A 24,941-nucleotide genomic window follows, 5' to 3' on the forward strand; every position below is an offset into this window, starting at 1 on the left:
ATAGCCGGTAGCCAATGAGCCTGCATCCCAAACTCCATGCCATCACCGAGCGCATCGTCCAGCGCAGCGTCGCCTCGCGCGCCGCCTACCTGGCCGGTGTCGACGCGGCGCTGCGCGACGGTCCGTTCCGTTCGCGCCTGAGCTGCGGCAACCTCGCCCACGGGTTCGCCGCGTGCGGCCCGACCGACAAGTCGCGCCTGCGCGGCGGCGTGACGCCCAACCTGGGCATCATCACCGCGTACAACGACATGCTCTCGGCGCACCAGCCGTTCGAGCACTACCCGGAGATCCTGCGCGAAACCGCGCGCGAACTCGGCGCGACCGCACAGGTGGCCGGTGGCGTGCCGGCGATGTGCGACGGTGTCACCCAGGGCCGTGGCGGCATGGAGCTGTCGCTGTTCTCGCGCGATGTGATCGCCCAGTCCACCGCGATCGGCCTGAGCCATGACATGTTCGACGCCAGCGTCTACCTCGGCGTCTGCGACAAGATCGTGCCCGGCCTGCTGATCGGTGCGCTGGCCTTCGGCCACCTGCCGGCGATCTTCCTGCCGGCCGGCCCGATGACCCCGGGCATCCCGAACAAGCAGAAGGCCGAAGTGCGTGAGCGCTATGCGGCCGGCCAGGCGACCCGCGAGGAACTGCTGGAGGCCGAGGCCGCCTCGTACCACGGCGCCGGTACCTGCACCTTCTACGGCACCGCCAACTCCAACCAGACCCTGCTCGAAGCGATGGGCGTGCAGTTGCCGGGCGCCTCGTTCGTCAACCCCGATACGCCGCTGCGCGATGCGCTGACCCGCCAGGCAGCGGTGCGTGCGCTGGAAATCAGCGCACTGGGCGATGACTTCCGTCCGCTCGGCCGGCTGATCGACGAGCGCGCGATCGTCAATGCGGTGGTCACGCTGATGGCCACCGGCGGCTCGACCAACCACACCATCCACTGGATCGCGGTGGCGCGTGCGGCCGGCATCGTGCTGACCTGGGACGACATGGACCAGCTCTCGCAGCTGATCCCGCTGCTGGCCCGCGTCTATCCGAACGGCGAAGCCGACGTGAACCGCTTCGCCGCCGCCGGTGGCACCGCGTTCGTGTTCCGCGAGTTGATGGAGGCCGGGCTGATGCACGCCGACCTGCAGACCGTGGCCGAAGGCGGCATGCACCAGTACGGCCAGGAACCGGCGCTGCGCGACGGCAAGCTGACCTACATCGATGGCGTGCGCGAGAGCGCCGATCCGGACGTGGTGCGTGGCGTGGCCGATCCGTTCGAAGCCCAGGGCGGCCTGCGCCTGCTGCGCGGCAACCTTGGCCGTTCGCTGATCAAGCTGTCAGCGGTGAAGCCGCAGTTCCGCACGATCGAAGCGCCGGCCGTGGTGGTCGATGCACCGCAGGTGCTGAACAAGCTGCACGCCGCCGGTGTGCTGCCGCACGATTTCGTGGCGGTGGTGCGTTACCAGGGCCCGCGCGCCAACGGCATGCCGGAGCTGCATTCGCTGGCGCCGCTGCTGGGCCTGCTGCAGAACCAGGGCCGCCGCGTGGCGCTGGTCACCGATGGTCGCCTGTCCGGTGCCTCGGGCAAGTTCCCGGCCGCGATCCACATGACGCCGGAAGCCTCGCGCGGCGGTCCGCTGGCGCGGGTGCGCGAGGGCGACATCATCCGTCTGGATGGTGAGGCCGGCACGCTGGAGCTGCTGGTGGATGCGGCGGAGTTCGCCGCACGCGAGCCGGCGCCGAATACTGCGCCGGCCGGGCACGATCTGGGCCGCAATCTGTTCGCGATGAGCCGCCGTCTGGTAGGCCCGGCCGACCAGGGCGCGATGTCGATTTCGTGTGGGCCGGCCGCCGATGACGGCAGCATCTGGAACTACGATGCGGAATACGAGCTTGGGCATGATGCGGCGGCGGCGGATGCGCCGCATGAGGCGAAGGACGCCTGAGCTGACGCAGCGGTAAGGTGTCCTGGTTGAGGCAGCGGACGGCCCCAACCAGGACGCGCCGTGAACCCATCCATGGGGGCTCGTAAAGCGGCGTCCATGCCGCTTTACGGTCCTGGTTGGGGCCATCCGCTGCCTCCGGACACATTTCGGCGCGTTGTGGCGTCGCACTTATTGGAAGAAGGATTGGAAACGCATGAGCATCGCCGAACATCAGAAACGCGCTGAAACCCTGTTGAAGGCTACCGGCATTCTGCCGGTGGTGACCGTGCATACGCTGGACCAGGCCCGTGCGGTCAGTGCGGCGTTGCTGGAGGGCGGGCTGCCGGCGATCGAGCTGACGCTGCGTACGCCGGTGGCGATGGAAGCGCTCGCCATGCTCAAGCGCGAGCTGCCGGATGTGGTGGTGGGTGCGGGCACGGTGTTGACCGTGGAGCAGATGCAGCAGTCCATCGATGCGGGCGCCGATTTCCTGGTCACGCCTGGTACGCCGGCGCACATGGCCGATGCGCTGGCGCAGGCGCCGCTGCCGGTGGTGCCGGGTGCGGCGTCGCCGACGGAGATGCTGGCGCTGTATGCGCGCGGCTTCCGGGTGTGCAAACTGTTCCCGGCCTCGGCCGTGGGCGGGCTCGCAATGATCAAGGGCCTGGCCGGTCCGATTCCGGATCTGAAGCTGTGCCCGACCGGCGGCATCACCGAAGACACCGCCGCCGAATACCTGGAGCAGAAAAACGTGGTCTGCATCGGTGGTTCGTGGATGGTGCCGGGGGGTTGGATCGAGCGTGGCGAGTGGGACAAGGTGCGCGAAAGCGCGGCCCAGGCCGCGAAGATCGTGGCGCGGGTCCGCGCGCACTGAACGAAAACGCCCGGGCATGCCCGGGCGTTTTTTTACGTGCATCCCACGCGTGGATTACATCGGGCGCGCCGGATCCACCAGGCCGTACTGGCTGGCCATGCGCGCGAGCGCGATGTTGTCGTTGATGCCCATTTTCTCGAACAGGCGCGCCTTGTGCGTGTTGACGGTCTTCGCGCTCAGGCTCAGGCGTTTGGCGATGTCTTCCTGGCGCAGGCCCTGGGTCAACAGCAGCGCCACTTCCAGCTCGCGCGGGGACAGGGTGTCGAACGGCGAGTGGTTGCCTTCCACGTTCGACAACGCGAGGTTCTGCGCGATGCTGTTGCCGAGATAACGACGGCCGAGCGCTGCATCGCGCACGGCACGCAGCAGTTCCTGGGCATCGCAGGCCTTGCCGATGTAGCCGGAGGCACCGGCTTCGAGCAGGCGCTTGGGCATCGGCCCATCTTCAAGGACGGAGACGATCACCACGCGGGTACCGTGGTCGCCACGGACCACGCGCTCGGTCACTTCCATGCCGCTGACGCCAGGCAGGTGCAGATCGCACAGCACGACGTCGGGCCGCAGTCGGCGGATATCCGGCAATGCATCTTCGCCACTCTCCGCCTCACCGACCACCTCGATGTCGGTCTCGTTGGAGAGGATCATCTTCATGCCCGTGCGCACCAGAGCATGATCGTCCACCAGATACACTCGAATCGTCATCCGCCAACCTCGTCAAACACTGTGAACGGGGGCAAGCCTAGCCGCGGGATGTGTCGATCACAAGGAACCAGGCTCCCCATCATCGCGTTCTGCTCCACGCATCACAGACGTGCTGTCTGCCCCTCCCCCCTGTGCCTCTCATCCTCTTCCGTTCCAGTGGAACAGCCTATGGATGCCGCCCGTTTTCATGCCGCTTTCGGCTAGTTTACCGCCGTATTCGTCTCAGCGGCATGCCGCCACGGATGGCGACGGCGGAACATGACCAGGAAGCACCCTACCACCCAGACCAGGGCGGCACACCAGCCGGCCAGGATGTCGGAGGGGTAATGGACCCCGAGGTAGACCCGGGACAGGCTGACCAGCACCGCAAAGGTCACCGCGGAGAAGGCGACCGGCCAGCGCCAGCGGGTGTTCCAGGCCAACAGCACCAGGGTGACGGCCAGGGTCATCGAGCCCATGGCATGGCCGCTGGGGAAGCTGAAGGTGCTTTCCGGGGCGATGGATTCCCACAGGCTGGGCCGGTCGCGCTGGAAGAAGCGCTTGCTGCCCAGGTTGAGCAGCGCCGAGCCGGCAAAGCAGATCGCCACGAAACTGGCCTCGCGCCAGCGTTTGCGCCAGGCCAGCAGGACCACGATCAGCACATCGGCCGGGATCAGGAACCACTCGTAGCCCAGTTTGGAGAGCAGCACGAAGAACTGGTCCAGCCCCGGCGAATGCAGGCCATGCATCTTCCACAGCAGCGGCGCATCAAAATAAATCGATTCCAGCTCATGGACTTCATCGGCCAGGGCGACGAACCCGGCCAGGGGCAGCAGCACGCCCACGAACAGCAGCACGAAGCGCCAGGCGTTGCGGCCCATCCAGTGGCGGAAACCGGCCGCCGCCTCCGGGGCAGCCAGCACCGCCGGCTTATCCGAGCGTTCGGACATAGGTGCGTTCGACGTAATCGTCGATCAGCGCCACGAAGTCCTGGGCGATGTTCTCGCCGCGCAAGGTGACCGTCTTTTCACCGTCCACGAAGACCGGCGCCGCCGGCGTCTCGCCGGTCCCCGGCAGGGAGATGCCGATGTTGGCGTGGCGCGACTCGCCCGGCCCGTTGACGATGCAGCCCATGACCGCCAGGGTCATGCTTTCGGCGCCGGGGTGGTTCACCTTCCAGAGCGGCATTTTCTCGCGCACATGGTTCTGCACGACCTTGGCCAGCTCCTGGAAGAACTCCGAGGTGGTCCGGCCGCAGCCGGGGCAGGCCGTGACCAGCGGCGTGAAGGCCCGCTGCCCGGTGGTCTGCAGCAGTTCCTGGGCGACGATCACCTCGGCGGTGCGCGACTGGCCCGGTTCGGGGGTCAGCGAAATGCGGATGGTGTCGCCGATGCCTTCCTGCAGCAGCACCGCCAGCGCCGCCGACGAGGCGACGATGCCCTTGCTGCCGATGCCGGCTTCGGTCAGGCCCAGGTGCAGCGCGAAATCCGAGCGCTGGGCCAGGTCGCGGTACACCGCGATCAGCTCCTGCACCCCACTGACCTTGGCCGACAGCACAATGCGGTCGCGCGGCAGGCCCAGTTCCACGGCGGTCTCGGCCGAATCCAGCGCCGAGCGGATCAGCGCCTCACGCAGCACGCGCCCGGCATCCCAGGGCTGCGCGCGCTGGCTGTTCTCGTCCATCAGGCGCGCCGCCAGCGACTGGTCCAGCGAGCCCCAGTTGGCGCCGATGCGGACCGGCTTGTTGTAGCGGATCGCAAATTCGATCAGCTGCGCGAACTGGGTGTCTTTCTTCTTGCCGAAGCCGACGTTGCCCGGATTGATCCGGTACTTGGCCAGGGCTTCGGCGCAGGCCGGCTCCTGGGTCAGCAACTGGTGGCCGTTGTAATGGAAGTCGCCGATCAGGGGGACATCGATCCCCATCATCTGCAGCTTTTCCACGATCCGCGGGATGGCCGCAGCCGACTCGGGATTGTTGACGGTCAGCCGCACCATCTCCGAGCCTGCGCGCCACAGTTCGGCCACCTGCTTCACGCTGGCGGCGACATCGGCGGTGTCGGTGTTGGTCATCGACTGCACCACCACGGGATGGCCGCCACCCACGACCACGCCGCCGATACGGACGGGCTGGGTCTGGCGGCGGGCCCACACGGCGGAGTCGGCGGGGTGGGTCGGTCGGGTCACGGCGTCATGCATCGGCGTATTTTAGCGCGCCCAGCGCGCACGTAGGTGTCTGTCGTTGCTCGGCGCTCATGTTCAGCGCCCGCCGCACGGCGCCCCGCCCCGATGCGGCCGATTGTCGCAGGCAGGCGCTGTCGGGAGCGCATAGGATGTGCGGTGATGACCGGTACCGACGCCCCCTTTCTCCGCACCCTGTGCAGCCTGCGCTGGCTGGCCGTGGCCGGCCAGGCCGCCACGATCCTGGTCGCCACCTGGGTGCTGGGCCTGGAACTGCCGCAGCTGCCGCTGTGGGCCGGCGTCGCCGCGCTGACCCTGTTCAACCTGTACGCGCAGCTGCGTGTGCAAGGCCCCGATACCGCGCCGGTCACCGCCTTCGGCCACATCCTGGTGGATGTCACCGTGCTGACCTGGATGGTCGGCTGGAGTGGCGGCATCGCCAACCCCTTCGGCTCGCTGTTCCTGATCCTGATCGCCCTGGCTGCGCTCGCCCTGCCCCTGCGCTGGACCCTGGCCGTGGCGGCGGCCTGCCTGATCGGCTACGCGGTCAGCGGCGTGTTCGGCCTGCCACTGCCCAGCGGCTACTTCACCGGTGCGCAGATGCAGCAGTGGGGCGTGGTCTGCAACTTCCTGCTGTCGGCAACGGTGGTGCTGGTGTTCGCCACCCGGCTGGCGATCGCCCTGCGCCAGCGCGAGCACGAACTGGCCCTGCTGCGCGAGCGCTTCGTCCGCAACGAAGGCATCGTCGCCCTGGCCACCCACGCCGCCTCGGTGGCGCATGAACTCAATACCCCGCTGGCGACCATGACCCTGCTGGCCGACGACATCGCCGACCAGACCGAAAGCAGCGAGGTCCGTGATGACGTGGAAACCCTGCGCGAGCTGCTGGTGCAGTGCCGCGAGCGCGTGCTGGCACTGGCCCGCCCCGCCGCAGGCGATGCCCCCGACCGCGATGCGGTGACCTTGCCGCAGGTGCTGGAACAGTGGCGGCTGGTGCGGCCGACCATCGCACTGCATCGCAATGAAGATGCCCCGCTGACCCTGCCGCTGGACCCGGGTATCGGGCACCTGCTGATGGTGCTGCTCAACAATGCCGCCGACGCCGGCGAGAAAGCCGACCGCCCGCAGGTGGACCTGTCGCTGCGCATCGAAGGCGATGACCTGATCGGCGAAGTGCGCGACTACGGCCACGGGTTCGATGCCCGCCAGGCCGTGTTGCCCGGCACCTTGTTCAACAGCGGCAAGACCGACGGCATGGGTGTCGGCCTGGCGCTGTCCCACGCCACCATCGAACGCCTGGACGGCGAGCTGTGGATGCGCCCGGCCAATGGTGCCGGCACCCGCGTCGGCTTCCGCCTGCCCTTGTCCCCACGGGAGACTTCCGCATGACCGCCTTCACCCCCGCGCCCGGTCAGGCCAGCCACGGCCTGCTGGTCGACGACGACGAACTGTATCTGCGCACGCTGCAGCGCAGCCTGGCCCGCAAGGGGCTGGAAACCGTCACCGCCAGCGACACCGCCTCGGCGCTGCTGCTGGCCCGCCAGCAGCCGCCCGCCTACGCGTTGATCGATCTCAAGCTCGGCACCGAGTCCGGCCTGGCCTTGATCCAGCCGCTGCGCGCCCTGCGCGAAGACATGCGGATCCTGCTGGTGACCGGCTATGCCAGCATCGCGACCGCGGTGGAAGCGATCAAACTCGGCGCCGACGATTACCTGCCCAAACCGGCCACGGTGCCGATGATCCTGCGCGCACTCGGCGAGGAAGACGACGGCCCGGCCGATGATGGCGACATGGAACCGCCCGATGCGATGACGCCGATCAGCCGGCTGCAGTGGGAGCACATCCAGCAGGCGATGCATGAGACCGGCGGCAACGTCTCCGCCGCCGCGCGCCTGCTCGGCATGCACCGGCGCTCGCTGCAGCGCAAGCTGGCCAAGCGGCCCAGCCCGGAGCGCGATCCGAGCCGGTGACCGGCCCGTTGCAGCACCGCGCATGAAGACGAAAACGGCGACCGCGAGGCCGCCGTTTTCGTTGGCCGCATGCGGGCAGCGCGGTTACCAGAACACCGTGTACAGCGCGATCAGGATCGCGATCACCGCCGCGCCACCGATGTTGAAACTCATCGGCGTGGCATAGCGCACGTCATCGGTACGGATCAGGTCCTGCCCGGTGCGCGCCGGCTTCCACAGCGACGTCACCACGGCCAGCACCAGCGCCAGCAGGAACACCAGGCCGACGCGGTCGATGAAGGGCAGCGTCGGCCACACCAGTTTCAGCACGATCGACAAGGCGAACGAGCCGATGGCCGCGGCCAGTGCGCCGGCTTCGCTGGCCTTCTTCCAGAACAGCCCGAGCAGGAAGATCACCGTGATGCCCGGGGTGAAGAAGCCGGTGAATTCCTGGATGTACTGGAAGCCCTGGTCGAAGCTGCCCAGCAGCGGCCGTGCCGTGGCGATCGCCACCAGCACCGACACCGTTGCTGCGATGCGACCCACGCGCACCAGCGTGGCCTGGCTGCTCTGCGGGCGTGCCTTGGCGTAGAAATCCAGGGTGAAGATGGTTGCGACCGAGTTGATCTTGGACGCCAGCGACGCCACGATCGCCGCCACCAGCGCCGCGAAGACCAGGCCGAGGATGCCACTGGGCAGCAGGCTCATCATCGCCGGGTAGGCGCGGTCCGGCTTGCCCAGATCCGGTGCCAGCACCACCGCCGCGATCCCCGGCACCACGACCACCAACGGCACCAGCAGCTTCAGGAAGGCCGCGAACAGCACGCGCTTCTGCGCCTCGCCGATGTCCTTGGCCGCCAGCGCGCGCTGGATGATGTACTGGTTGAAGCCCCAGTAACTCAGGTTCATGATCCACAGCCCGCCGATCAACACGCTCAACCCCGGCAGGTCTTTGTAGAACGGGTTGTCCGGGTGCAGGATCATCTGGAAGTGTTCCGGGTGCTGGTCCCACAGCTTCTGGAAACCACCGGGGATGCCGGCGTCGCCGCCCACCGCGTTGAGCGTCAGCGCGGTCACCAGCAGGCCACCGAGGATCAGCAGCGAAACCTGCACGATATCGGTCAGCGCCACCGCCTTGAGGCCGCCATACAACTGGTAGAGCAGCGCGAACACGCCGATCAGCACCAGCGCCAGCATCTGGTCCATGCCGGTGACCTCGGTCACCGCGATCGAGCCCAGCCACAGGATCGAGGTCAGGTTGACGAAAACGTACAGGCCCAGCCAGAACACCGCCATCAGCGTACGGATCCTGTTGCCGTACCGCTGCTGCAGGAACTGCGGCATCGTGTAGATGCCGTTGCGCAGGAAGATCGGCAGGAAGTACTTGCCCACGATCAGCAGGGTAAGCGCAGCCATCCATTCGTAGGAGGCGATGGCCAGGCCGATCGCGTAGCCGGAGCCGGACATGCCGATGATCTGTTCGGCCGAAATGTTGGCGGCAATCAGCGACGCGCCGATCGCCCACCACGGCAGCGAGCGCCCGGCCAGGAAATAGTCTTCGGCACTCTTGCTGTGCCCGGCCTTCTCACGCGAGACCCATTGCGCCAGCACGAAGATGCCGGCCAGGTAGACCAGTACGATTGCCACATCGAGTGTTGCCAATCCCACGTCATGCTCCTTGTGCAGCGTTGCACCGGCCCGCGTGCCGGCAAGTGCGGCGCGCGGCGGCGATCAGCCCCTGCCCAGCGGCAGGGGCCCTGTGGCTCACCGGGTCGGACAGGCGACCACGGTCTGGGCATCATTGCCGGTGCCCAGCGCGATGCGCGATACCGACAGGTCCAGCGCGTTTGAAGACTCCAGCACCGGCAGGCGCTCGATCTTCGACAGGTCAGCACCGGCCGCGGCGAAACACTTCAACGGCACGCCGATCGTCTGCCATTCGTCCTCGCCGATCGCGCCCAACGTCGCCGCCAGATCCAGCCGACCCTCGCACCCCTGGCCGCAACCGATCGCCAGCCCCACCGGCCCGCTGATCGTGCCGCTGCGGCGCACGGTCAGCAGCAACTGCACATCGCCATTGCTCTCGCGGGTGAGATCCAGCGGTCGCGTCGACAGCAGCGCCATGTCCGCCTTGCCACTCCCCGACCACTGCAGGCGGCGCGCGTCTTCCTGCGCCTTGTGATCGACGGCCGTCACTTTCAGGCTGGCATCGCTGAGCACGGCCGGGAAGGTCAGGGCCGGCAGCTCGGACTGTTTGACCCCGCTCAAGCGCATCGCCAGGCCCGCGGCCGGCTTGCCCTTGTTGAAATACACGCCGGCATCGCCCTGCTCACCGGTGATGCCCGAGGCTTCCGGCAGTGCGGCGAGGTTGCCGTTGTCGGCATAGCGCAGGCCGAAGCCGAACGCGAACTGCGGGTCGTAGTCCTTCTGGCCGACATTGTTCTGGTACTGCACGGCGGTACGCGGCCAGGAGAAGCTGAGCGTGCCCTTGAAGTCGTGCTGCACGCTGCCGTCGGGCTTGCGCAGCAGCACGTCGGCGATGCCGGCCCCTTCCGAGCCCGGCAGCCAGGCGGCAACGAAGGCGTCGGATGCGTTGATTTCGCGGTTCACCCACAGCGGACGGCCACTGAGGAACACCGTGACCACCTTGATGCCCTCGCTCCTGAGCCGCTTGATCAGCTGCAGGTCGCTGTCATCGCCCGGCTTGTAGGCCAGTGTGGCGATATCGCCCTGGAACTCGGCATACGGGTTCTCGCCCACCACCACCACCGCGACATCCGGTTTGGTGCGGTACCTGCCGTCGATCGCCAGCTCGGCGCTGCCACCGGCGGCGGTGACCTGCTGCTTCAGCCCATCCCAGATGCTGTCCGCGTTCGGGTAGTCCGCACGCTTGGTCCCGGTGCCCTGCCAATTGAGTGTCCAGCCACCGGACTGCTTGCCCAGGTCGTCTGCGCCATCCCCGGCGACCAGCACGCGCTGTTTCGGCGCCAGCGGCAGGACGCCGTCCTGGTTCTTCAGCAGCACCAGTGATTCGCGTACCGCCTGGCGCGCGATCGCGCGGTGTTCCGGCGCGCCGAGCAGCTCGAACTTGCCGCCGAGTGGACGCGTGGAGGGCTTGCCGGCCTCGAACAGGCCCAGCCGCAGCTTGACCCGCAGGATGCGACGCACGGCCTCGTCCAGCCGTTCCATGCTGATCACGCCGGCTTTCACCGCCGCGACATTGCTCTCATAGATCCCCTTCCAGCTGTCGGGCGCCATGAGCATGTCCACGCCGGCATTGAACGAGGCCGGGCAGTTGTCATTGGTGCACCCGGCGACCTTGCCATGGCCGTTCCAGTCACCGACCACGAAGCCGCCAAAGTGCATGCGGCCCTTCAGCACGTCCGTCAGCATCGGCTTGTGGCCGTGCATGGCGACGCCGTTAAAGCTGTTGAACGAGGCCATCACCGTCTGCGCGCCGGCCTGGATGGCGGGCGGGTAACCGGCCGCATGCACGTCGCGCATCACCGCTTCGCTGACCTGGGTATCGCCCTGGTCCTTGCCGTTCGTGGTGCCACCATCGCCGGCGTAGTGCTTGACCGAGGCGATCACGTGGTGCCCGTCCAGGAAGCCCGGCTGGCCGGGGATGCCCTGCAGACCTTCGACCACCTTGCCAGAGAAGCTGGCCACCAGCGCCGGCGACTCGGAATAGCCTTCGTAGGTGCGGCCCCAGCGGTCGTCCTGCGGCACCGCCACGGTGGGGGCGAAGGTCCACTCCATGCCGGTGGTGCGTGTTTCCACGGCGGTGACCTGGCCGATCTGGCGCATCAGGTCCGGGTTGCGGGTCGCGCCCAGGCCGATGTTGTGCGGAAACAGCGTGGCGCCGACGATATTGCTCTGCCCGTGCACCGCGTCGATGCCGAAGATGATCGGGATGCCGGGACCGCCGCTGGCCGGATCCAGCGAGGCCTCGTAGTAGGCATCGGCAAGCGCCAGCCATGCCGACGGCGGCGCGTCGTACTTGCCGCCGGGATCGGAGTTGCCGCCGGCCAGCACCGAGCCGATGTGGTACCGGCGTACGTCGTCGGGGGTCATGCTGGCGATATCGCCCTGCACAGTCTGCCCGACCTTCTGCTCGACGCTCATGCCGGCCATCAACGCATCGATGCGCTTCTCCAGCGCCGGGTCTTCGGCCAGCGGCCACGCCAGCTCGGGCCAGTTCTGCGGGTGGATGGCGTCGGCCGCGGTGGCGGCCGCGGGCGATGGCGTGGTCGCGGCAGGCCGGTCACCGCCGCAAGCGGCCAGCAGCAACATCGTGGCCGACGTGGCCAGCGCGAGAGCGTGGCGGATCGACCGCCGGTTGGAGCGAAGCGAAAGCAACGGCATGTACCCTCCCAGGTATCGCACAAGCAGCAGACGGATGGCGCGACTCCCCGCGCCATGACGACGTACCTTTGGTGTTGCGCGCGATGCTGTCAATCCGGCGAGTGGCTATGCCATCGACCGGCGCTGATATGGGATTGTGCTATAGCCAAACCGACGCCCCACCCTGCAATTCCGGCGGCTCACGGCATACCTCTCCGTCCTGTCAGCGTTTTCCGTGTTGCGCTGCAGTATCCCGGTCGGTGCGCACTGCGCAGATCCGGACGCGCAGCAGCAGGCCCCAGAACGCAGAACCGCCGGGCAGGCCGGCGGTTCGTGGTCATGCGGTGGGGCCGATGCTCAGCCCTTGAGCCGGCCCAGCAGTTCCAGCGTCACCGGGTCGGTGATCGCATGCGCTTCCCCCTGCAACGCCGGCAGCAACTGGCTGGCCAGCTGCTTGCCCAGCTCCACGCCGAACTGGTCGAACGCGTTGATGTTCCAGATCAGCGACTGCACGTACACGGCGTGTTCGTACATGGCGATCAGCGCACCGAGCGACTGCGGGGTCAGTGCATCGAGCAGGATCAGCGTGCTCGGGCGGCCGCCGGGATACTCGCGGTGCGGATCTTCGCTTCCCTGGCCATTGGCCAGCGCCTCGGTCTGCGCCAACAGGTTGGCCATCAGCGCCTGGTGGTTGACCACGTAGGGATCATCGTTGCGCACGCAGCCGATGAAATCGGCCGGGATCACGCTCGTGCCCTGGTGCAGCGCCTGGAAGAAGCTGTGCTGCACATCGGTACCCGCCCCACCCCACCACACCGGCACGGTGTCGCTGGCGACCGGGCTGCCATCGAGCTGCACGCGCTTGCCCAGGCTCTCCATCACCAGCTGCTGCAGGTAGGCCGGCAGCAGCGCCAGGCGCTGGTCGTAGGTCATCACCGCATGCGTGGCGTGGCCAAGCAGGTTGCGGTTCCAGATATCGGTCAGCGCATGCAGCACCGGCAGGTTCTGCGGCAGCGGCGCGGTCAGCGCGTGTTCGTCCATCTGCGCAGCGCCGTCGAGCAGCTGCTCGAAGCGGCTGAAGCCGATCGCCAGCGCGATCGGGAAGCCGACCGCCGACCACAGCGAATAGCGCCCGCCGACCCAGTCCCACATCGGCAGGACGCGGCCAGCGGCGATCGAGAAGGCCTTGGCCGCACGCTCGGGGTTGGCACTTACCGCATACAGGCGCTCGCTGCCGCCCAGCCAGTCGTGCAGGATCTGCCCGTTGAGCAGGGTTTCCTGGGTGCCGAAGGTCTTGGAGATCAGGATGCCGGCCGTGGTGGCCGGGTCCAGCGTGGCGAGCGTGCGCTGCATCGCGGCGCCATCGACGTTGGAAACGAAATGCACACGGAAACGCGCGCCGGTGACCGGGCGCAGTGCATCGGCCACCAGCCGCGGGCCGAGGTCCGAGCCGCCGATGCCGACGCTGACGATATCGGTGATGTCGGTCGCTTCCAGTGCGGCGATCAGCTCGCCCATCTGCTGGCGCACCTGGGCGGCGGTGGCAAACGCCTCACCGGCCACCGGCGCACCGCTGGCATCGCCGCGCAACGCGGTGTGCAGCGCGGCACGGCCCTCGGTCACGTTGACCGTTTCACCGCGGAACAGGCGCTGGAACCCGCCGGCGACATCGCGCTCGGCAGCCAGCTGCAGCAGTGCGCCCAAGGCCGCGCGGTCGTACTTCTGCCGCGCGAAATTGACATACAACGGACCGACCCGCACGCCCAGCGATTGTGCGCGGCCCGGTTCGGCGGCGATCAACGAAGGGATGCTCGCGCCGCGCAGGCGCTGGGCATGGGAATGAAGCGGGTCGAATCCGTTGTGTTGTGTCATGCGGCCTGTGTCGGGATCGGGTCGTTGGTGGGGGAGATCTGGTTCTTGCCGTCCACATATACCAACTTCGGCTTGAAGCTGTCAGCTTCTTCTTCGCTCATGCTGGCGAAGGCGGCGATGATGATGATGTCGCCCACCTGCACGTGGCGCGCGGCGCCGCCGTTGAGCGACACCACGCCGCTGCCGGCTTCGGCGCGGATGGCATAGGTGGAGAAACGCGCACCGTTGGTCACGTCCCAGATGTGCACCTGCTCGAACTCGCGGATGCCGGTCGCGGCCAGCAGGTTGTCATCGATGGCGATGGACCCTTCGTAGTTCAGCTCGGAGTGAGTGACGGTGGCGCGGTGGATCTTGGTCTTCAGCAGGGACAGGTGCATGGCAACGGGACAACGGTAAAGGAAAGGGAAATTCTAGCACCCGGGGGGCGGGCGGCAGGGCGCGCGGCGCCGGTCGCGGGAGGGGGCTGCCCACCGTTCAGCATCTTCAGGCCGCCCCGCCGCCCCGGTAGAGCCACCCCATGGGTGGCTGCACGTCCGGCATCGCCCGGCAGCCACCCATGGGGTGGCCCTACCCGGCGGGGCGCAGCCCTCAGAACTCCAGGTTGTCGATCAACCGGGTGTTGCCGATCCGGGCGGCGATCAAGGCCACGCGGGTGCCGTCGTTGGCATCGGCCGGCTCGGACAGGTCCGGCAGGCGGACCACCGCGTAGTCGACCTGGAAACCGGCCGCCTGCAGGGCAGCCGCCGCCTCGGCTTCGATCAGGCTGCGGCTCTTGCCGGCGATGAAGCCCTCGCGCATCCCCAGCAGCACCTGGTGGATGGTGGTGGAGACCGGGCGCTGCTCGGCGTTGAGGTACTGGTTGCGCGAGCTCATCGCCAGGCCGTCGTCTTCGCGCACGATGTCGCCGCCGACGATCTGGATCGGGAAGGCCAGGTCTTCCACCATCTGGCGGATCACCGCCAGCTGCTGGTAGTCCTTCTTGCCGAAGGCGGCGACGTCCGGCTGGACCTGGTTGAACAGGCGCGAGACCACGGTGCAGACGCCATCGAAATGGCCCGGGCGGTGCGCCCCTTCGAGCAGGCCGCTGATGCCCGGCACGTTGACGCTGGCCGCCAGCTCGACGCCGAACGGGTACATCGATTCAACGGTGGGCAACCACAGCACATCGCAGCCGGCCTGCTCCAGGCCGGTGGTATCGGCTTCGGGCGTACGCGGGTAGCGGGTGAAGTCCTCGTTCGGGCCGAACTGGGTCGGGTTGACGAAGACGCTGGAGACCACGCGGTCGGCGTACTGCCGCGCCAGCGTGACCAGCGAATAATGCCCTGCATGCAGGTTGCCCATGGTCGGGACCAGCGCGACGCGCAGGCCCTCGCGCTTCCAGCCGTTGACGACGGCGCGCAGACGGGACAGTTCGGTGACGGTTTCGATCATGAGGCGTAGGCGTGTTCTGCGTCGGGGAAGGAGCCGTCGCGCACGGCGTCGGCGTAGGCACGGACCGCACCGGCAACCGACCCGCCTTCGGCAAGGAAATCCTTGACGAACTTGGGACGGCGATGGCCGCTGTCCAGACCGAGGAAATCATGCAATACCAGTACCTGGCCATCGCACTGCGGGCCGGCGCCGATGCCGATGGTGGGCACGCTGACCTCGGCGGTGACCAGGCCGGCGACCGGCGTGGGCACGCATTCCAGGACGATCAGGCTGGCACCGGCGGCGACCACGGCCTTGGCATCATCGCGCAGCTGCTGGGCGGCGTCGCCACGGCCCTGCACGCGATAACCGCCCAGGCGCAGCACCGACTGCGGGGTCAGGCCCAGGTGCGAGCACACCGGAATCTCCCGCTCGACCAGGTAACGGATGATGTCCAGCTTGAAGCCGGCACCTTCGATCTTGACCATTTCCGCACCGGCCTGCAGCAGGCGCAGCGAGGCGTCCAGCGCGCGCTCGGGGGTGGCATCGGCGCCGAACGGCAGATCGGCCACCAGCAGCGCGCGCTCCAGCACGCGGGCCACGGCGCGGGTGTGGTAGACCATGTCGTCGGTGGTCACCGGCAAGGTCGAGTCGTGCCCCTGCACCACCATGCCCAGGGAGTCGCCGATCAGGATCAGGTCCACGCCATTGGCGTCGAAGCTGCGCGCGAAGCCGGCATCGTATGCGGTCAACATCACCAGCTTCTGCCCCGTGCGCTTGGCCTCCGCCAATGCGGGGACGGTCCAGGGCTTGCTGTCTGCGTGGGTACTCATGAGCTGATAACCGGTGGCGATAAGCCCCGCATTATCCTCCTATTGAAGCGATCCCGCAGGCCTCGACCCGCACCACAGCATCCCGCACGCGGCCGTGACCGGGAATGACGGCCTCCGGCGCGATCTCTGCCAGCGGCAGCAGTGCGAACGCGCGCGCGTGCAGATACGGGTGCGGCACCTGCAGCTGCGGCAGATCGATGACGTCTTCGCCATACAGCAGCACGTCCAGGTCCAACGCGCGAGGGCCCCAGTGCACCGCCGGGTCACGGACACGCCCGAAGCGGCGCTCGATCTCCAGCAAGGCCTCCAGCAGCGCCGGCGCAGGCAGGGTGGTGTCCAGCACGGCGGCGGCGTTGACGAACGCCGGCTGGTCTTCGTTACCCCAGGCCGGCGTGCTGTACAGCTGCGAGCGCGCCTGCAGCGTCGTCTGCGGCAGCGCCGCCAGCGCCTGGAACGCCTCGCGCAGGGTCTGCGCAGCGTCGCCGAGGTTGGCGCCCAGTCCGATACAGGCCAGGGTCACGGCTTACTCGCCTGCCGCTCCACCGGGACGACGACGACGGCGGCGGCGCTTGCGCGGCGCACCGTCTTCGCCCTCGCCGTCGGCCTGGGCGGCATCCAGCGCCGAATCCAGCTCCGTGCCGGACTGCAGCTGCGCTTCGCGCCAGAACGCAACATCGGCTTCGTGCTCGCTGGAGGCGACCTGGCGCAGGACCAGGAAGTCGTAGGCGGCACGGAAGCGCGGATGGGTCAGCGTGCGGATCACCCGCTTGCGCTGGCGCGAACTGAAGCGCCCCTGCAGCAGCCAGATCTCCTGCATCGGCAGCGAGAAGCGGCGCGGCAGCGCGATCGTGGTCAGCTGGTGAAGGGTCACGCGATCAGCGGCGCGGCGCTGGGCTTCTTCCAGCGCGATACCCTGCTTCTGCAGGCTGGCCAGGGCGCGGCAGAAGGCCGGCCACAGCAGCAGCGCGAACAGGAACGACGGCGACACTGGCTCGTCATTGGCCACGCGCAGGTCTGTGTTGTGCAGGCCTTCGATGACCATCCGGCGCAACGCGCCACTGCGGTTGCTGCGCAGCGCTGCGGCGCTTTCCGGGAACATGACGTCGAGCAGGCCATAGCGCTCCAGGCCTTCGAAGCTGGCCACGCCGTGCCCGGACAGGAACAGCTTGAGCACTTCTTCGAACAGGCGCGCCGGGGCGGCCTCGGCCAGGAGGTTGGCCAGGCGCGGCAGCGGCTCGGCGGTCGCCTCTTCGATCTGGAAGCCCAGTTTGGCCGCCAAACGGACCGCGCGCAGCATGCGCACCGGGTCTTCGCGGTAGCGCTGCTCGGGGTCGCCGATCAGCTTCATCAGGCGGGCCTGCACGTCTTCAAAGCCGCCGGTGTAATCGCGCACCGAGAAATCCTCGATCGCGTAGTACAGGGCGTTGCAGGTGAAGTCGCGGCGGATCGCGTCGTCTTCGATGCTGCCGTACACGTTGTCGCGCACGAGCATGCCGTTTTCCATTTCACGGTCGCCGCTGCCATCGTCGATGTTGGCGCGGAAGGTGGCGACCTCGATGATCTCGCGGCCGAACACCACGTGCGCCAGGCGGAAGCGGCGGCCGATCAGCCGGCAGTTGCGGAACAACTGCTTGACCTGCTCGGGCGTCGCGTCGGTGGCAACGTCGAAATCCTTGGGGTGGCCGTTCACCAGCAGATCGCGGACGGCGCCGCCGACCAGGTAACCGGCAAACCCGGAATCACGCAGCCGGTACAGAACGCGCAGGGCGTTGGGGCTGATGTCCTTGCGGGAGATGTTGTGCTGATCGCGCGGGATCACGCGCAGGCTGAACGGTGATGTAGCAGAGGAATTGATGTTGGCGCTTCCGGTTGAGTTTTCGGGATTGCCCAATGGCATCTAGGTCCATATACTAGCGCGCTGCGCAGTTCGCGACAAAGCCTGCTCCCTTCGTCTAGAGGTTAGGACGTGGCCCTCTCAAGGCTAAAACAGGGGTTCGAGTCCCCTAGGGAGCACCAGTCGCGGTGCAGATAGCCAAAAACCCCGCCACGGCGGGGTTTTTTGCGTTCAGGGTCCCGGCGGCGGCGTGCACCGTGGCAGACATCGGCCGGGGAGCACCCTCCCCGGCCAGGCTTCCTGACGCTTCCGGCCACCTCCGAAGGGGTTCAGCCTTCCATCTGCTCCAGTTCCTTGCCCTTGGTCTCCTTCACAAAGCGCAGTACGAAGAACACCGAGATCACCGCCGCGACCGTATAGATGCCGTAGGCCCCGGCCAGGCCGATGCTGCCCAGCAGGATCGGGAAGGACACGGTGATCGCGAAATTGGAGGTCCACTGCGCGGCACCGGCCACCGCCAGCCCCGAACCACGGATCTGGTTGGGGAACATCTCGCCCAGCATCACCCACATGACCGGGCCCCAGGACATGTTGAAGAAGATCACGTATACATTGGCCGCCACCAGCGCCAGCACGCCCATGTTGTCGGTCAGCTGCAGCTTGCCGGCGGTATCCAGCGAGCCGCTGGCAAAGGCGATGGTAACCAGCGCCAGGGAGATCGCCATGCCGACCGAGCCCACCCACAACAAAGGCTTGCGGCCGATGCGATCGATCAGGACCACGGTGATCAGGCAGGCGCCGATGCTGAGCGCGCCGGACAGCACATTGATCAGCAGCGCGTCATTCTCCGAGAAGCCCACCGCCTGCCACAGCACCGCGCCGTAGTAGAAGACGACATTGATGCCGACCAGCTGCTGGAACACGGCCAGGCCGATACCGATCCAGACGATCGGGCGCAGCTTGCCGGTGGTCCTGCTGATCAGGTCAGAGAAGGTTGGCCGGTGCTGGTCCTGGGACAGCGAGCCTTCGATCTCGGTGATCTTGGCCTGCGCCTCGGCCGGTCCATACAGGCGGGTCAGCACCGCCAGCGCCTGGTCACGGCGCCCTTTGACCACCAGAAAGCGCGGGCTCTCCGGGATCACCAGCAGCAGGCCCAGGAACAGCAGCGAGGGAATGGCCTGCATCCAGAACATCCAGCGCCATGCCGCCTGGCCCAGCCAGAGTTCCTGGGTGGAGGCCCCGGCCGCCTTGGCCAGCAGGTAGTTGCTCAGGAAGGCACAGAACAGGCCGCTGATGATCGCGATCTGCTGCACCGTGGCCAGCCGCCCGCGGTAACGGGCCGATGCCACCTCGGCGATGTAGGCCGGCGACATCACGCTGGCCGCGCCGACCGCGAAGCCGCCGATCACCCGGGCGATGATGAACATCGTGGAGCTGTGCGCCGCGCCCGCGCCAAGCGCGGAGAACAGGAACATCACCGCGGCGATGATCAGTACCCCCCGGCGGCCGAGCCGGTCGCCGAGGCGCCCGGCGAAAAACGCACCGATGGCGCAACCGAGCAGCATCGAGGCGACCTCGAAACCGATCCCGGCCGAACTGGACTGGAAGGTGTCCTTGAGGCCATCGACGGTGCCATTGATCACGCCGCTGTCGAACCCGAACAGGAAGCCACCGATGGTGGCCACGCAGCTGATCAGGACGATGAAGCCGGTGTTCTCGCCGCTGCCGGCGCGGGTACTGGTGAGCGAAGCACTGGACATGGTGATACCTGGGTCGGAAGGGGACGGCGGGTCAGCGCAGCAGGTACTGGTTGATCAGGTTCTCATACCTTTCCTGGCGGCCGCTGCGCTGCTGCGGTTCCCCCTGGGCCAGCGCCAGGCTGCGCAGCGCATCCAGACTGCTGCGACCGGCAGCGAACTCGGCACCGGCGCCGCTGCTGAAGCTGGCGTAGCGATCCTGGCGCCAGCCTTCCAGCGGCGAGGTCTCGATCAGGGCATGCGCCACCTCCAGGCCGCGTGCGAACGCATCCATGCCGCCGATGTGGGCCTCGAACAGATCTTCCGGCGCGGACGACTCGCGCCGCACCTTGGCATCGAAGTTGAACCCGCCCGGGGCCAGGCCACCCTGGCGCAGCACGACCAGCATCGCCCCGACGGTGTCGTACAGGTCGGTCGGGAACTGATCGGTGTCCCAGCCGTTCTGTGGGTTGCCGCGGTTGGCGTCGATGCTGCCGAGCAGGCCGGCATCGGAGGCGACCTGCAGGTCATGGGCGAAGGTATGCCCGGACAACGTGGCATGGTTGGCCTCGATGTTGAGCTTGAAATCCTTGTCCAGGCCGTGCTCGCGCAGGAAGCCGACCACCGTGGCACTATCGAAATCGTACTGGTGGTTCATCGGCTCCATCGGCTTGGGCTCGATCAGGAAATTGCCGGTGAAGCCGATGCTGCGCCCATGGTCACGGGCCAGCGTAAGGAAGCGCGCCATGTTGTCCTTCTCGCGCTTCATGTCCGTGTTGTACAGGCAGGCATAGCCTTCGCGGCCGCCCCAGAACACGTAATTCTCACCGCCCAGGGCCACGGTGGCCTCGAGTGCGGCCTTGACCTGCACCGCGGCGCGGGCAACCACGGCGAAGTCCGGATTGGTCGAGGCACCATTCATGTAGCGCGGGTGCGAGAACAGGTTGGCGGTGCCCCACAGCAGCTTGACCCCGGTCGCCTTCTGGCGCTCGCCGGCAATGCCGACCATGTGCTGCAGGTTGGCCTCGTACTCGGCGATATCGTCGGCGTCCGGCGCCAGATCGATGTCATGGAAGCAGTAGTACGGCACGCCCAGCTTGGTGATGAATTCGAACGCGGCATCGGCCTTGGCTTCCGCGCGCGCCAGCGGGGTATTGCCTGCGTCCCACGGATACACCCGGGTGCCCGGGCCGAACGGGTCATGCCCGCTCGCGCAGAAGCTGTGCCAGTACGCCACCGCGAAGCGCAGGTGCTCGGCCATGGTCTTGCCGCCCACGCGCTTGTCCGCGTCGTACACCTTGTAGGCCAGCGGATTGTCCGAGTCGCGTCCCTCGAACGGGATGCGGCCGATGCCGGGGAAGTATTCCTTTGCGCCGATGTAAACGGAGGTGCTCATTGCTCGGATCCTTGCGGTGGTGACGGGTCGGTGCGCAGCAGCGGACCAACCTCGGAAAGATGGTGGAGGAAACGCCGGTAGTGTTCTGCGTAACGCGGCACAGTGTGCGGATCCGGGGTGGCCGACAGCGCCGCATCGAAACGCACATGCGCATCGACGGTTGCGGCCAGGCTGTCGCTTCCGCCCTGCCCGTGCTGCGAGGCCCACAGCGCCTGCAGCGCCGCGCCGAAGGCCGCGCCTTCAGCCTGGGTGGGCAACTTCACCGGCAGATCGAACACATCGGCGATCAATTGCCGCCATGCCGCACTGTTGCTGCCGCCGCCGGTGAGCAGCACGGTGTCGAAGGACAGGCCCGCGCTGGTGAAGGCGTCATAGCCGTTGCGCAGGCTGTAGGTGGCGCCTTCCATCGCGGCCCGATAGAAGTGCGCCGGCGTGGTGTTGTGCAGGTCCATGCCGTGCAGGCAGGCGCGCGCGTTGGGCAGGTCGGGGGTGCGCTCGCCGTTGAAGTACGGCAGCATCACCAGCCCGCCGGCGCCGGGTTCGGTCTGCGCCATCAGCGCCTCGCCACCGCCGCGCGGGAGGTCGAACAGCGTCGCCATGCGCTCGGTGGCGACGGTGCAGTTCATGGTGCAGATCAGCGGCAACCAACCGCCACTGGAGGAGCAGAACGCAGCCCAGCGTCCGGCGTCGTCGACCACCGGGTGGTCGGCATACGCGAACAGCGTGCCGGACGTGCCCAGGCTCATGGTCAGCCGCCCTGCTGCAACATTGCCGGTGCCCAGCGCCGCCATCATGTTGTCGCCGCCCCCGGTGGAGACCTGCACGTCGGCCGGCAGACCCAGCAGTGCGGCGATCCGCGGCGCCAGGGGGAAGGTCGTTTCCAGAGGAACCAGCGGCGACAGCAGCGCGGCCAGGTCGCGCTGCGGGTCGATCGCCTGCAGCAGTTCGGGTGACCAGCGCCGCTGGCGCACGTCCAGCCAGCCGGTGCCGGATGCATCACCGTACTCGGCGTAACGCTGCCCGGTCAGCCAGAAGTTGATGTAGTCGTGCGGCAGCAGGATGCCGTCCAGTTCCGCATAGGCCTGCGCACGATGGCGGCGCGTCCAGGGCAGCTTGGAGGCGGTGTAACCGGCGAGGATGGGATTGCCGGCCAGCGCGATGCAGGCGGCGGTGCCGCCCACGGCCGCCATGATCGGCTCGCAGTCCGCCGCGGTACTGGTATCGCACCACAGCTTCACCGGGGCGATCACCTCGCCACGTGCGTTGATCGGGACGAAGCCGTGCTGCTGGCCGGAAACGCCGATCGCCCGGATGCGGCCACGCTGCGCGGCCGTGAGCTCGGCGAAGCAGGCGATGATGCCATCGATCCACCACTGCGCCTGCTGCTCGCGGGTGCCATCGTCGTGGCTGACCAGCTGCATCGGCCGGGCGACCGTGGCCACCACCTCGCCCAGCGCCGGGTCATAGGCCAGCAGCTTGACGCTCTGGGTGCCGACATCCAGCCCTGCATACAGACTCATTGCTTCACCAGTTGATTGCCGCGCAGGCCGATGCGCTGCTGGCCGCCGGCGCGCAGCGCCACGGTCAGCGTGCTGTCGCCATGCACGAGTTGATAGGTGCCCCCGCGCTCACTGCGCAGCAGGGCCGATTGCAGCCGGCCATCGCGCCAGTGCAGGTCCACGCCGGCCGCGTTGCGCACGCGCAGGCCACGCACCTGGCCGTCGGGCCAGGCCTGCGGCAAGGCAGGCAGCAGGAAGATCGACCCGCCCCAGCTCTGCAGCAGCATTTCGGTGATGCCCGCCGTGCCGCCGAAATTGCCGTCGATCTGGAACGGCGGATGCGCGTCGAACAGGTTCGGGTAGGTGCGCTCGGGCGAGAGCAGCATCTTCAGGATCTGCAGCGCGTGCTCGCCGTCGCCCAGCCGCGCCCACAGGTTGAGCCGCCAGCCGATGCCCCAGCCCGTCGCCTCGTCGCCGCGGATCTGCAGCGAACGCTTGGCCGCAGCCGCCAGTGCGGGGGTGTCGCGGATGTTGATCTGGCTGGAAGGGTGCAGCGCATACAGATGCGAGACATGCCGGTGGTGCATTTCCGGCGCCTCCATGTCCCAGTCCTGCTGCCACTCCTGCAGCTGCCCGGCCTTGCCGATCCGATCGGCAGGCAACTGCGCGCGCAGCGTCTTCAACTGCGCAGCGAAGGCCGTATCAACACCGAGGGCTGCACTGATCTGGATGCACTGCGCGAACAGATCGCGCAGCAGCTGCGCGTCCATCGCCGGGCCGGCGCATATCGCCGCCCCGAACGGATGCTGGTTCTCAGGCGAGATCGAGGGATTGGTGACCATCGCGCCGGTGTTCGGGTCGCGCTGCAGGGTGGCCACGAAAAACTCGGCCGCACCCTTGAACAGCGGATGGATCCGGCGCAGATAGGCTGGATCGCGGCCGTAATCCCAGCGGTCCCACAGCTGCTGCAGCAGCCAGACACCGCCCATCGGCCACAGGCTCCACTGCGCGCCGTCGATCGGGCCCGCCTGGCGCCACAGGTCGGTATTGTTGTGCACCACCCAGCCCGGGGCATCGTAGATGCGCCGCGCCGTGACCGCGCCGGTGCGGGCCAGGTCGAACAGCATCTCCTCCAGCGGCTGCACGCATTCGTGCAGCGCATTGGTCTCGCTGGGCCAGTAGTTCATTTCGGTATTGATGTTGATCGTGTACTTGCTCTCCCACGGCGGTGCCATGAGGTCGTTCCACACGCCCTGCAGGTTGGCCGGCTGCGAGCCGGGCCGCGAACTGCAGATCAACAGGTAGCGCCCATACTGGTGATACAGCGCCGCCAGCGCCGGATCGTTGCCGCTGGCGAAGGCCTGCACGCGCTGATCGGTCGGCAGCTGCGCGGCCGGCGTGCTGCCCAGATCGATCGACACGCGCCGGAACAGCGCCTGGTGCGCGGCCAGATGGCGCGCCAGCAGCGCCGGATAATCATGGGCATCAGCCTGCGACTGGTGCGCCGCGGTGAGCGCCTGCGGATCCCCACTGACGTCGTCGAAACGGCGGAAGCTGGTGGCGGCCGTCAGCACCAGCACCAGTTCGTCGGCACCTTCCACCTGCAGGCGATCGCGTGCGACCCGCAGCGTGCCACCGCGCAGTCGCGGCTGCACCCGCAGCGCAAAACGCAGCTTGCCTTCAATACCGGCGAAGCCCGCATTGTGCCCGTGGAACAGCAGACCGCCCTCGTCGGCGGCTACCTCGCCCGCCTGCGGGCTGTCCACGCCCAGCCGCAGCGAGACCCGGCCCGGCAGGTCGGCGCTGAGCCGCACCACGATGCACTGGTCCGGTTCGGACACGAACACCTCGCGCCGGTGCCAGGCGCCGCCGCTGCGGAATTCGGTGGTCGCCACGGCCGTGTCCAGATCCAGCGACCGGCGATACCCGTCGATATGGTCGGCACGGTCGAAATCCAGCAGCAGATCGGCCAGCGGCTGATACGGCATCTGCTTGGCAGGCCGCGACAGCAGCTTGGCGTCGGCCAATGCTTCGGCCTCGGCGTAACGCCCGGCGAAGACCAGCGCGCGCACCTCCGGCAGGGCTGCCAGGGCCTCCGGACTGGTCGCATCGTAGGGCCCCCCGGCATACAGGGTGTCCTCGTTGAGGCCGATCCGTTCGTGCGCGACTCCGCCCCAGACCATCGCGCCCAATCGACCGTTCCCGGTCGGCAGCGCCTGCACCCACTCGGTGGCGGGCGCGCGGTACCAGAGCTGCAGGGCGTCGCCTGTCGCCCCAGCGGCGTCGCCCCGCGCTGCAGCCCCTGGCACCGCACCGGCCTGCGCCGACCACCCGGTCGCGGACAGGGTCAGCCCGGCCCCGAGCGCTTTGAACAGACCGCGACGGCTCAGTTCCACAGCATCACCCTGCTCTGCATTGGCTTGCC

General features: G+C 67.8%; 19 protein-coding genes and 1 tRNA gene. 5 read left to right on the forward strand and 15 right to left on the reverse strand.

The window, feature by feature from the left end:
• Window positions 1-14 precede the first annotated feature (14 nt).
• Both edd and HMPREF3113_RS02340 read left to right on the forward strand, forming a co-directional pair.
• Window positions 15-1,931, forward strand: a complete 1,917-nt coding sequence (gene edd, locus HMPREF3113_RS02335) for a phosphogluconate dehydratase (protein ID WP_019183263.1) — start codon at window positions 15-17, stop codon at window positions 1,929-1,931.
• A gap of 193 nt (window positions 1,932-2,124) precedes the next feature.
• Window positions 2,125-2,784 carry a bifunctional 4-hydroxy-2-oxoglutarate aldolase/2-dehydro-3-deoxy-phosphogluconate aldolase gene (locus HMPREF3113_RS02340; protein WP_070470585.1) on the forward strand — a complete coding sequence of 220 codons (660 nt, stop codon included), beginning with the start codon at window positions 2,125-2,127 and terminating at the stop codon, window positions 2,782-2,784.
• Window positions 2,785-2,838: 54 nt separating this feature from the next.
• On the opposite strand, the gene HMPREF3113_RS02345 is transcribed toward HMPREF3113_RS02340, so the two are convergent.
• From HMPREF3113_RS02345 to ispG, 3 genes are all read right to left on the reverse strand, one after another.
• Window positions 2,839-3,486, reverse strand: coding sequence for a response regulator (locus HMPREF3113_RS02345; RefSeq protein WP_019183265.1), 648 nt, complete (start codon window positions 3,484-3,486; stop codon window positions 2,839-2,841).
• A gap of 200 nt (window positions 3,487-3,686) precedes the next feature.
• Complete coding sequence (locus tag HMPREF3113_RS02350; RefSeq protein WP_070470587.1) at window positions 3,687-4,415, reverse strand: phosphatase PAP2 family protein; 729 nt, start codon at window positions 4,413-4,415, stop codon at window positions 3,687-3,689.
• Window positions 4,396-5,661, reverse strand: a complete 1,266-nt coding sequence (gene ispG / locus HMPREF3113_RS02355; RefSeq protein WP_070470589.1) for a flavodoxin-dependent (E)-4-hydroxy-3-methylbut-2-enyl-diphosphate synthase — start codon at window positions 5,659-5,661, stop codon at window positions 4,396-4,398. The genes HMPREF3113_RS02350 and ispG overlap by 20 nt, the downstream gene beginning before the upstream one ends.
• Window positions 5,662-5,805: 144 nt before the next feature.
• Between ispG and HMPREF3113_RS02360 the strand changes: the two genes are divergently transcribed.
• Window positions 5,806-7,032, forward strand: a complete 1,227-nt coding sequence (locus HMPREF3113_RS02360) for an ATP-binding protein (protein WP_070470591.1) — start codon at window positions 5,806-5,808, stop codon at window positions 7,030-7,032.
• Window positions 7,029-7,613, forward strand: a complete 585-nt coding sequence (locus HMPREF3113_RS02365) for a response regulator transcription factor (RefSeq protein ID WP_019183269.1) — start codon at window positions 7,029-7,031, stop codon at window positions 7,611-7,613. The genes HMPREF3113_RS02360 and HMPREF3113_RS02365 overlap by 4 nt, the downstream gene beginning before the upstream one ends.
• An 84-nt stretch (window positions 7,614-7,697) precedes the next feature.
• On the opposite strand, the gene HMPREF3113_RS02370 is transcribed toward HMPREF3113_RS02365, so the two are convergent.
• The 8 genes from HMPREF3113_RS02370 to pcnB form a co-directional block, all read right to left on the reverse strand.
• Entirely contained in the window at window positions 7,698-9,260 is a 1,563-nt protein-coding gene (locus tag HMPREF3113_RS02370; RefSeq protein ID WP_070470593.1) for a sodium/sugar symporter, read from the reverse strand.
• Between the two features lie 96 nt (window positions 9,261-9,356).
• Complete coding sequence (locus tag HMPREF3113_RS02375; RefSeq protein WP_070470595.1) at window positions 9,357-11,957, reverse strand: glycoside hydrolase family 3 protein; 2,601 nt, start codon at window positions 11,955-11,957, stop codon at window positions 9,357-9,359.
• Between the two features lie 336 nt (window positions 11,958-12,293).
• Window positions 12,294-13,808, reverse strand: a complete 1,515-nt coding sequence (pgi, locus tag HMPREF3113_RS02380) for a glucose-6-phosphate isomerase (RefSeq protein ID WP_070470597.1) — start codon at window positions 13,806-13,808, stop codon at window positions 12,294-12,296.
• Window positions 13,805-14,185 carry an aspartate 1-decarboxylase gene (gene panD / locus HMPREF3113_RS02385; RefSeq protein WP_070470599.1) on the reverse strand — a complete coding sequence of 127 codons (381 nt, stop codon included), beginning with the start codon at window positions 14,183-14,185 and terminating at the stop codon, window positions 13,805-13,807. Before panD ends, pgi begins: the two co-directional genes overlap by 4 nt.
• 211 nt (window positions 14,186-14,396) lie before the next feature.
• Window positions 14,397-15,239: a pantoate--beta-alanine ligase gene (gene panC, locus HMPREF3113_RS02390; protein WP_019183274.1), complete on the reverse strand. Its 843-nt coding sequence runs from the start codon at window positions 15,237-15,239 to the stop codon at window positions 14,397-14,399.
• A complete protein-coding gene (gene panB / locus HMPREF3113_RS02395) occupies window positions 15,236-16,051 on the reverse strand; it encodes a 3-methyl-2-oxobutanoate hydroxymethyltransferase (RefSeq protein ID WP_019183275.1) in 816 nt (271 codons plus the stop codon). The genes panC and panB overlap by 4 nt, the downstream gene beginning before the upstream one ends.
• Before the next feature lie 31 nt (window positions 16,052-16,082).
• Window positions 16,083-16,571 carry a 2-amino-4-hydroxy-6-hydroxymethyldihydropteridine diphosphokinase gene (folK, locus tag HMPREF3113_RS02400; RefSeq protein WP_070470601.1) on the reverse strand — a complete coding sequence of 163 codons (489 nt, stop codon included), beginning with the start codon at window positions 16,569-16,571 and terminating at the stop codon, window positions 16,083-16,085.
• A gap of 3 nt (window positions 16,572-16,574) precedes the next feature.
• Window positions 16,575-17,942 (reverse strand): polynucleotide adenylyltransferase PcnB, encoded by a 1,368-nt coding sequence (pcnB, locus tag HMPREF3113_RS02405; protein ID WP_070470603.1) that lies wholly within the window; start codon window positions 17,940-17,942, stop codon window positions 16,575-16,577.
• 50 nt (window positions 17,943-17,992) lie between these two features.
• Between pcnB and HMPREF3113_RS02410 the strand changes: the two genes are divergently transcribed.
• Window positions 17,993-18,067 (forward strand) — tRNA-Glu (locus HMPREF3113_RS02410).
• 147 nt (window positions 18,068-18,214) lie between these two features.
• Here the strand turns inward: HMPREF3113_RS02410 and HMPREF3113_RS02415 are convergent.
• From HMPREF3113_RS02415 to HMPREF3113_RS02430, 4 genes are read right to left on the reverse strand one after another with little or no spacing between them, the layout of a single operon-like run.
• Window positions 18,215-19,645 (reverse strand): sugar porter family MFS transporter, encoded by a 1,431-nt coding sequence (locus tag HMPREF3113_RS02415; RefSeq protein ID WP_070470606.1) that lies wholly within the window; start codon window positions 19,643-19,645, stop codon window positions 18,215-18,217.
• Between the two features lie 31 nt (window positions 19,646-19,676).
• Window positions 19,677-21,017, reverse strand: coding sequence for a xylose isomerase (gene xylA / locus HMPREF3113_RS02420; protein WP_070470608.1), 1,341 nt, complete (start codon window positions 21,015-21,017; stop codon window positions 19,677-19,679).
• Complete coding sequence (xylB, locus tag HMPREF3113_RS02425; RefSeq protein WP_070470610.1) at window positions 21,014-22,537, reverse strand: xylulokinase; 1,524 nt, start codon at window positions 22,535-22,537, stop codon at window positions 21,014-21,016. The genes xylA and xylB overlap by 4 nt, the downstream gene beginning before the upstream one ends.
• Window positions 22,534-24,912 carry a glycoside hydrolase family 95 protein gene (locus tag HMPREF3113_RS02430; protein ID WP_070470611.1) on the reverse strand — a complete coding sequence of 793 codons (2,379 nt, stop codon included), beginning with the start codon at window positions 24,910-24,912 and terminating at the stop codon, window positions 22,534-22,536. Before HMPREF3113_RS02430 ends, xylB begins: the two co-directional genes overlap by 4 nt.
• Window positions 24,913-24,941: the final 29 nt, after the last annotated feature.

Source organism: Stenotrophomonas sp. HMSC10F06 (assembly GCF_001807865.1).
In the GTDB taxonomy this organism is placed as follows: Bacteria; Pseudomonadota; Gammaproteobacteria; order Xanthomonadales; family Xanthomonadaceae; genus Stenotrophomonas; species Stenotrophomonas bentonitica_A.

Excerpts from the sequence above, each read along its gene's own strand:
- panC (WP_019183274.1), bottom strand. The coding sequence starts at position 15,239 with ATGATCGAAACCGTCACCGAACTGTCCCGTCTGCGCGCCGTCGTCAAC.
- ispG (WP_070470589.1), bottom strand. The coding sequence starts at position 5,661 with ATGCATGACGCCGTGACCCGACCGACCCACCCCGCCGACTCCGCCGTG.
- HMPREF3113_RS02340 (WP_070470585.1), top strand. The coding sequence starts at position 2,125 with ATGAGCATCGCCGAACATCAGAAACGCGCTGAAACCCTGTTGAAGGCT.
- panD (WP_070470599.1), bottom strand. The coding sequence starts at position 14,185 with ATGCACCTGTCCCTGCTGAAGACCAAGATCCACCGCGCCACCGTCACT.
- HMPREF3113_RS02415 (WP_070470606.1), bottom strand. The coding sequence starts at position 19,645 with ATGTCCAGTGCTTCGCTCACCAGTACCCGCGCCGGCAGCGGCGAGAAC.
- pgi (WP_070470597.1), bottom strand. The coding sequence starts at position 13,808 with ATGACACAACACAACGGATTCGACCCGCTTCATTCCCATGCCCAGCGC.
- xylA (WP_070470608.1), bottom strand. The coding sequence starts at position 21,017 with ATGAGCACCTCCGTTTACATCGGCGCAAAGGAATACTTCCCCGGCATC.
- HMPREF3113_RS02360 (WP_070470591.1), top strand. The coding sequence starts at position 5,806 with ATGACCGGTACCGACGCCCCCTTTCTCCGCACCCTGTGCAGCCTGCGC.
- xylB (WP_070470610.1), bottom strand. The coding sequence starts at position 22,537 with ATGAGTCTGTATGCAGGGCTGGATGTCGGCACCCAGAGCGTCAAGCTG.
- HMPREF3113_RS02350 (WP_070470587.1), bottom strand. The coding sequence starts at position 4,415 with ATGTCCGAACGCTCGGATAAGCCGGCGGTGCTGGCTGCCCCGGAGGCG.
- edd (WP_019183263.1), top strand. The coding sequence starts at position 15 with ATGAGCCTGCATCCCAAACTCCATGCCATCACCGAGCGCATCGTCCAG.
- panB (WP_019183275.1), bottom strand. The coding sequence starts at position 16,051 with ATGAGTACCCACGCAGACAGCAAGCCCTGGACCGTCCCCGCATTGGCG.
- HMPREF3113_RS02345 (WP_019183265.1), bottom strand. The coding sequence starts at position 3,486 with ATGACGATTCGAGTGTATCTGGTGGACGATCATGCTCTGGTGCGCACG.
- HMPREF3113_RS02375 (WP_070470595.1), bottom strand. The coding sequence starts at position 11,957 with ATGCCGTTGCTTTCGCTTCGCTCCAACCGGCGGTCGATCCGCCACGCT.
- HMPREF3113_RS02365 (WP_019183269.1), top strand. The coding sequence starts at position 7,029 with ATGACCGCCTTCACCCCCGCGCCCGGTCAGGCCAGCCACGGCCTGCTG.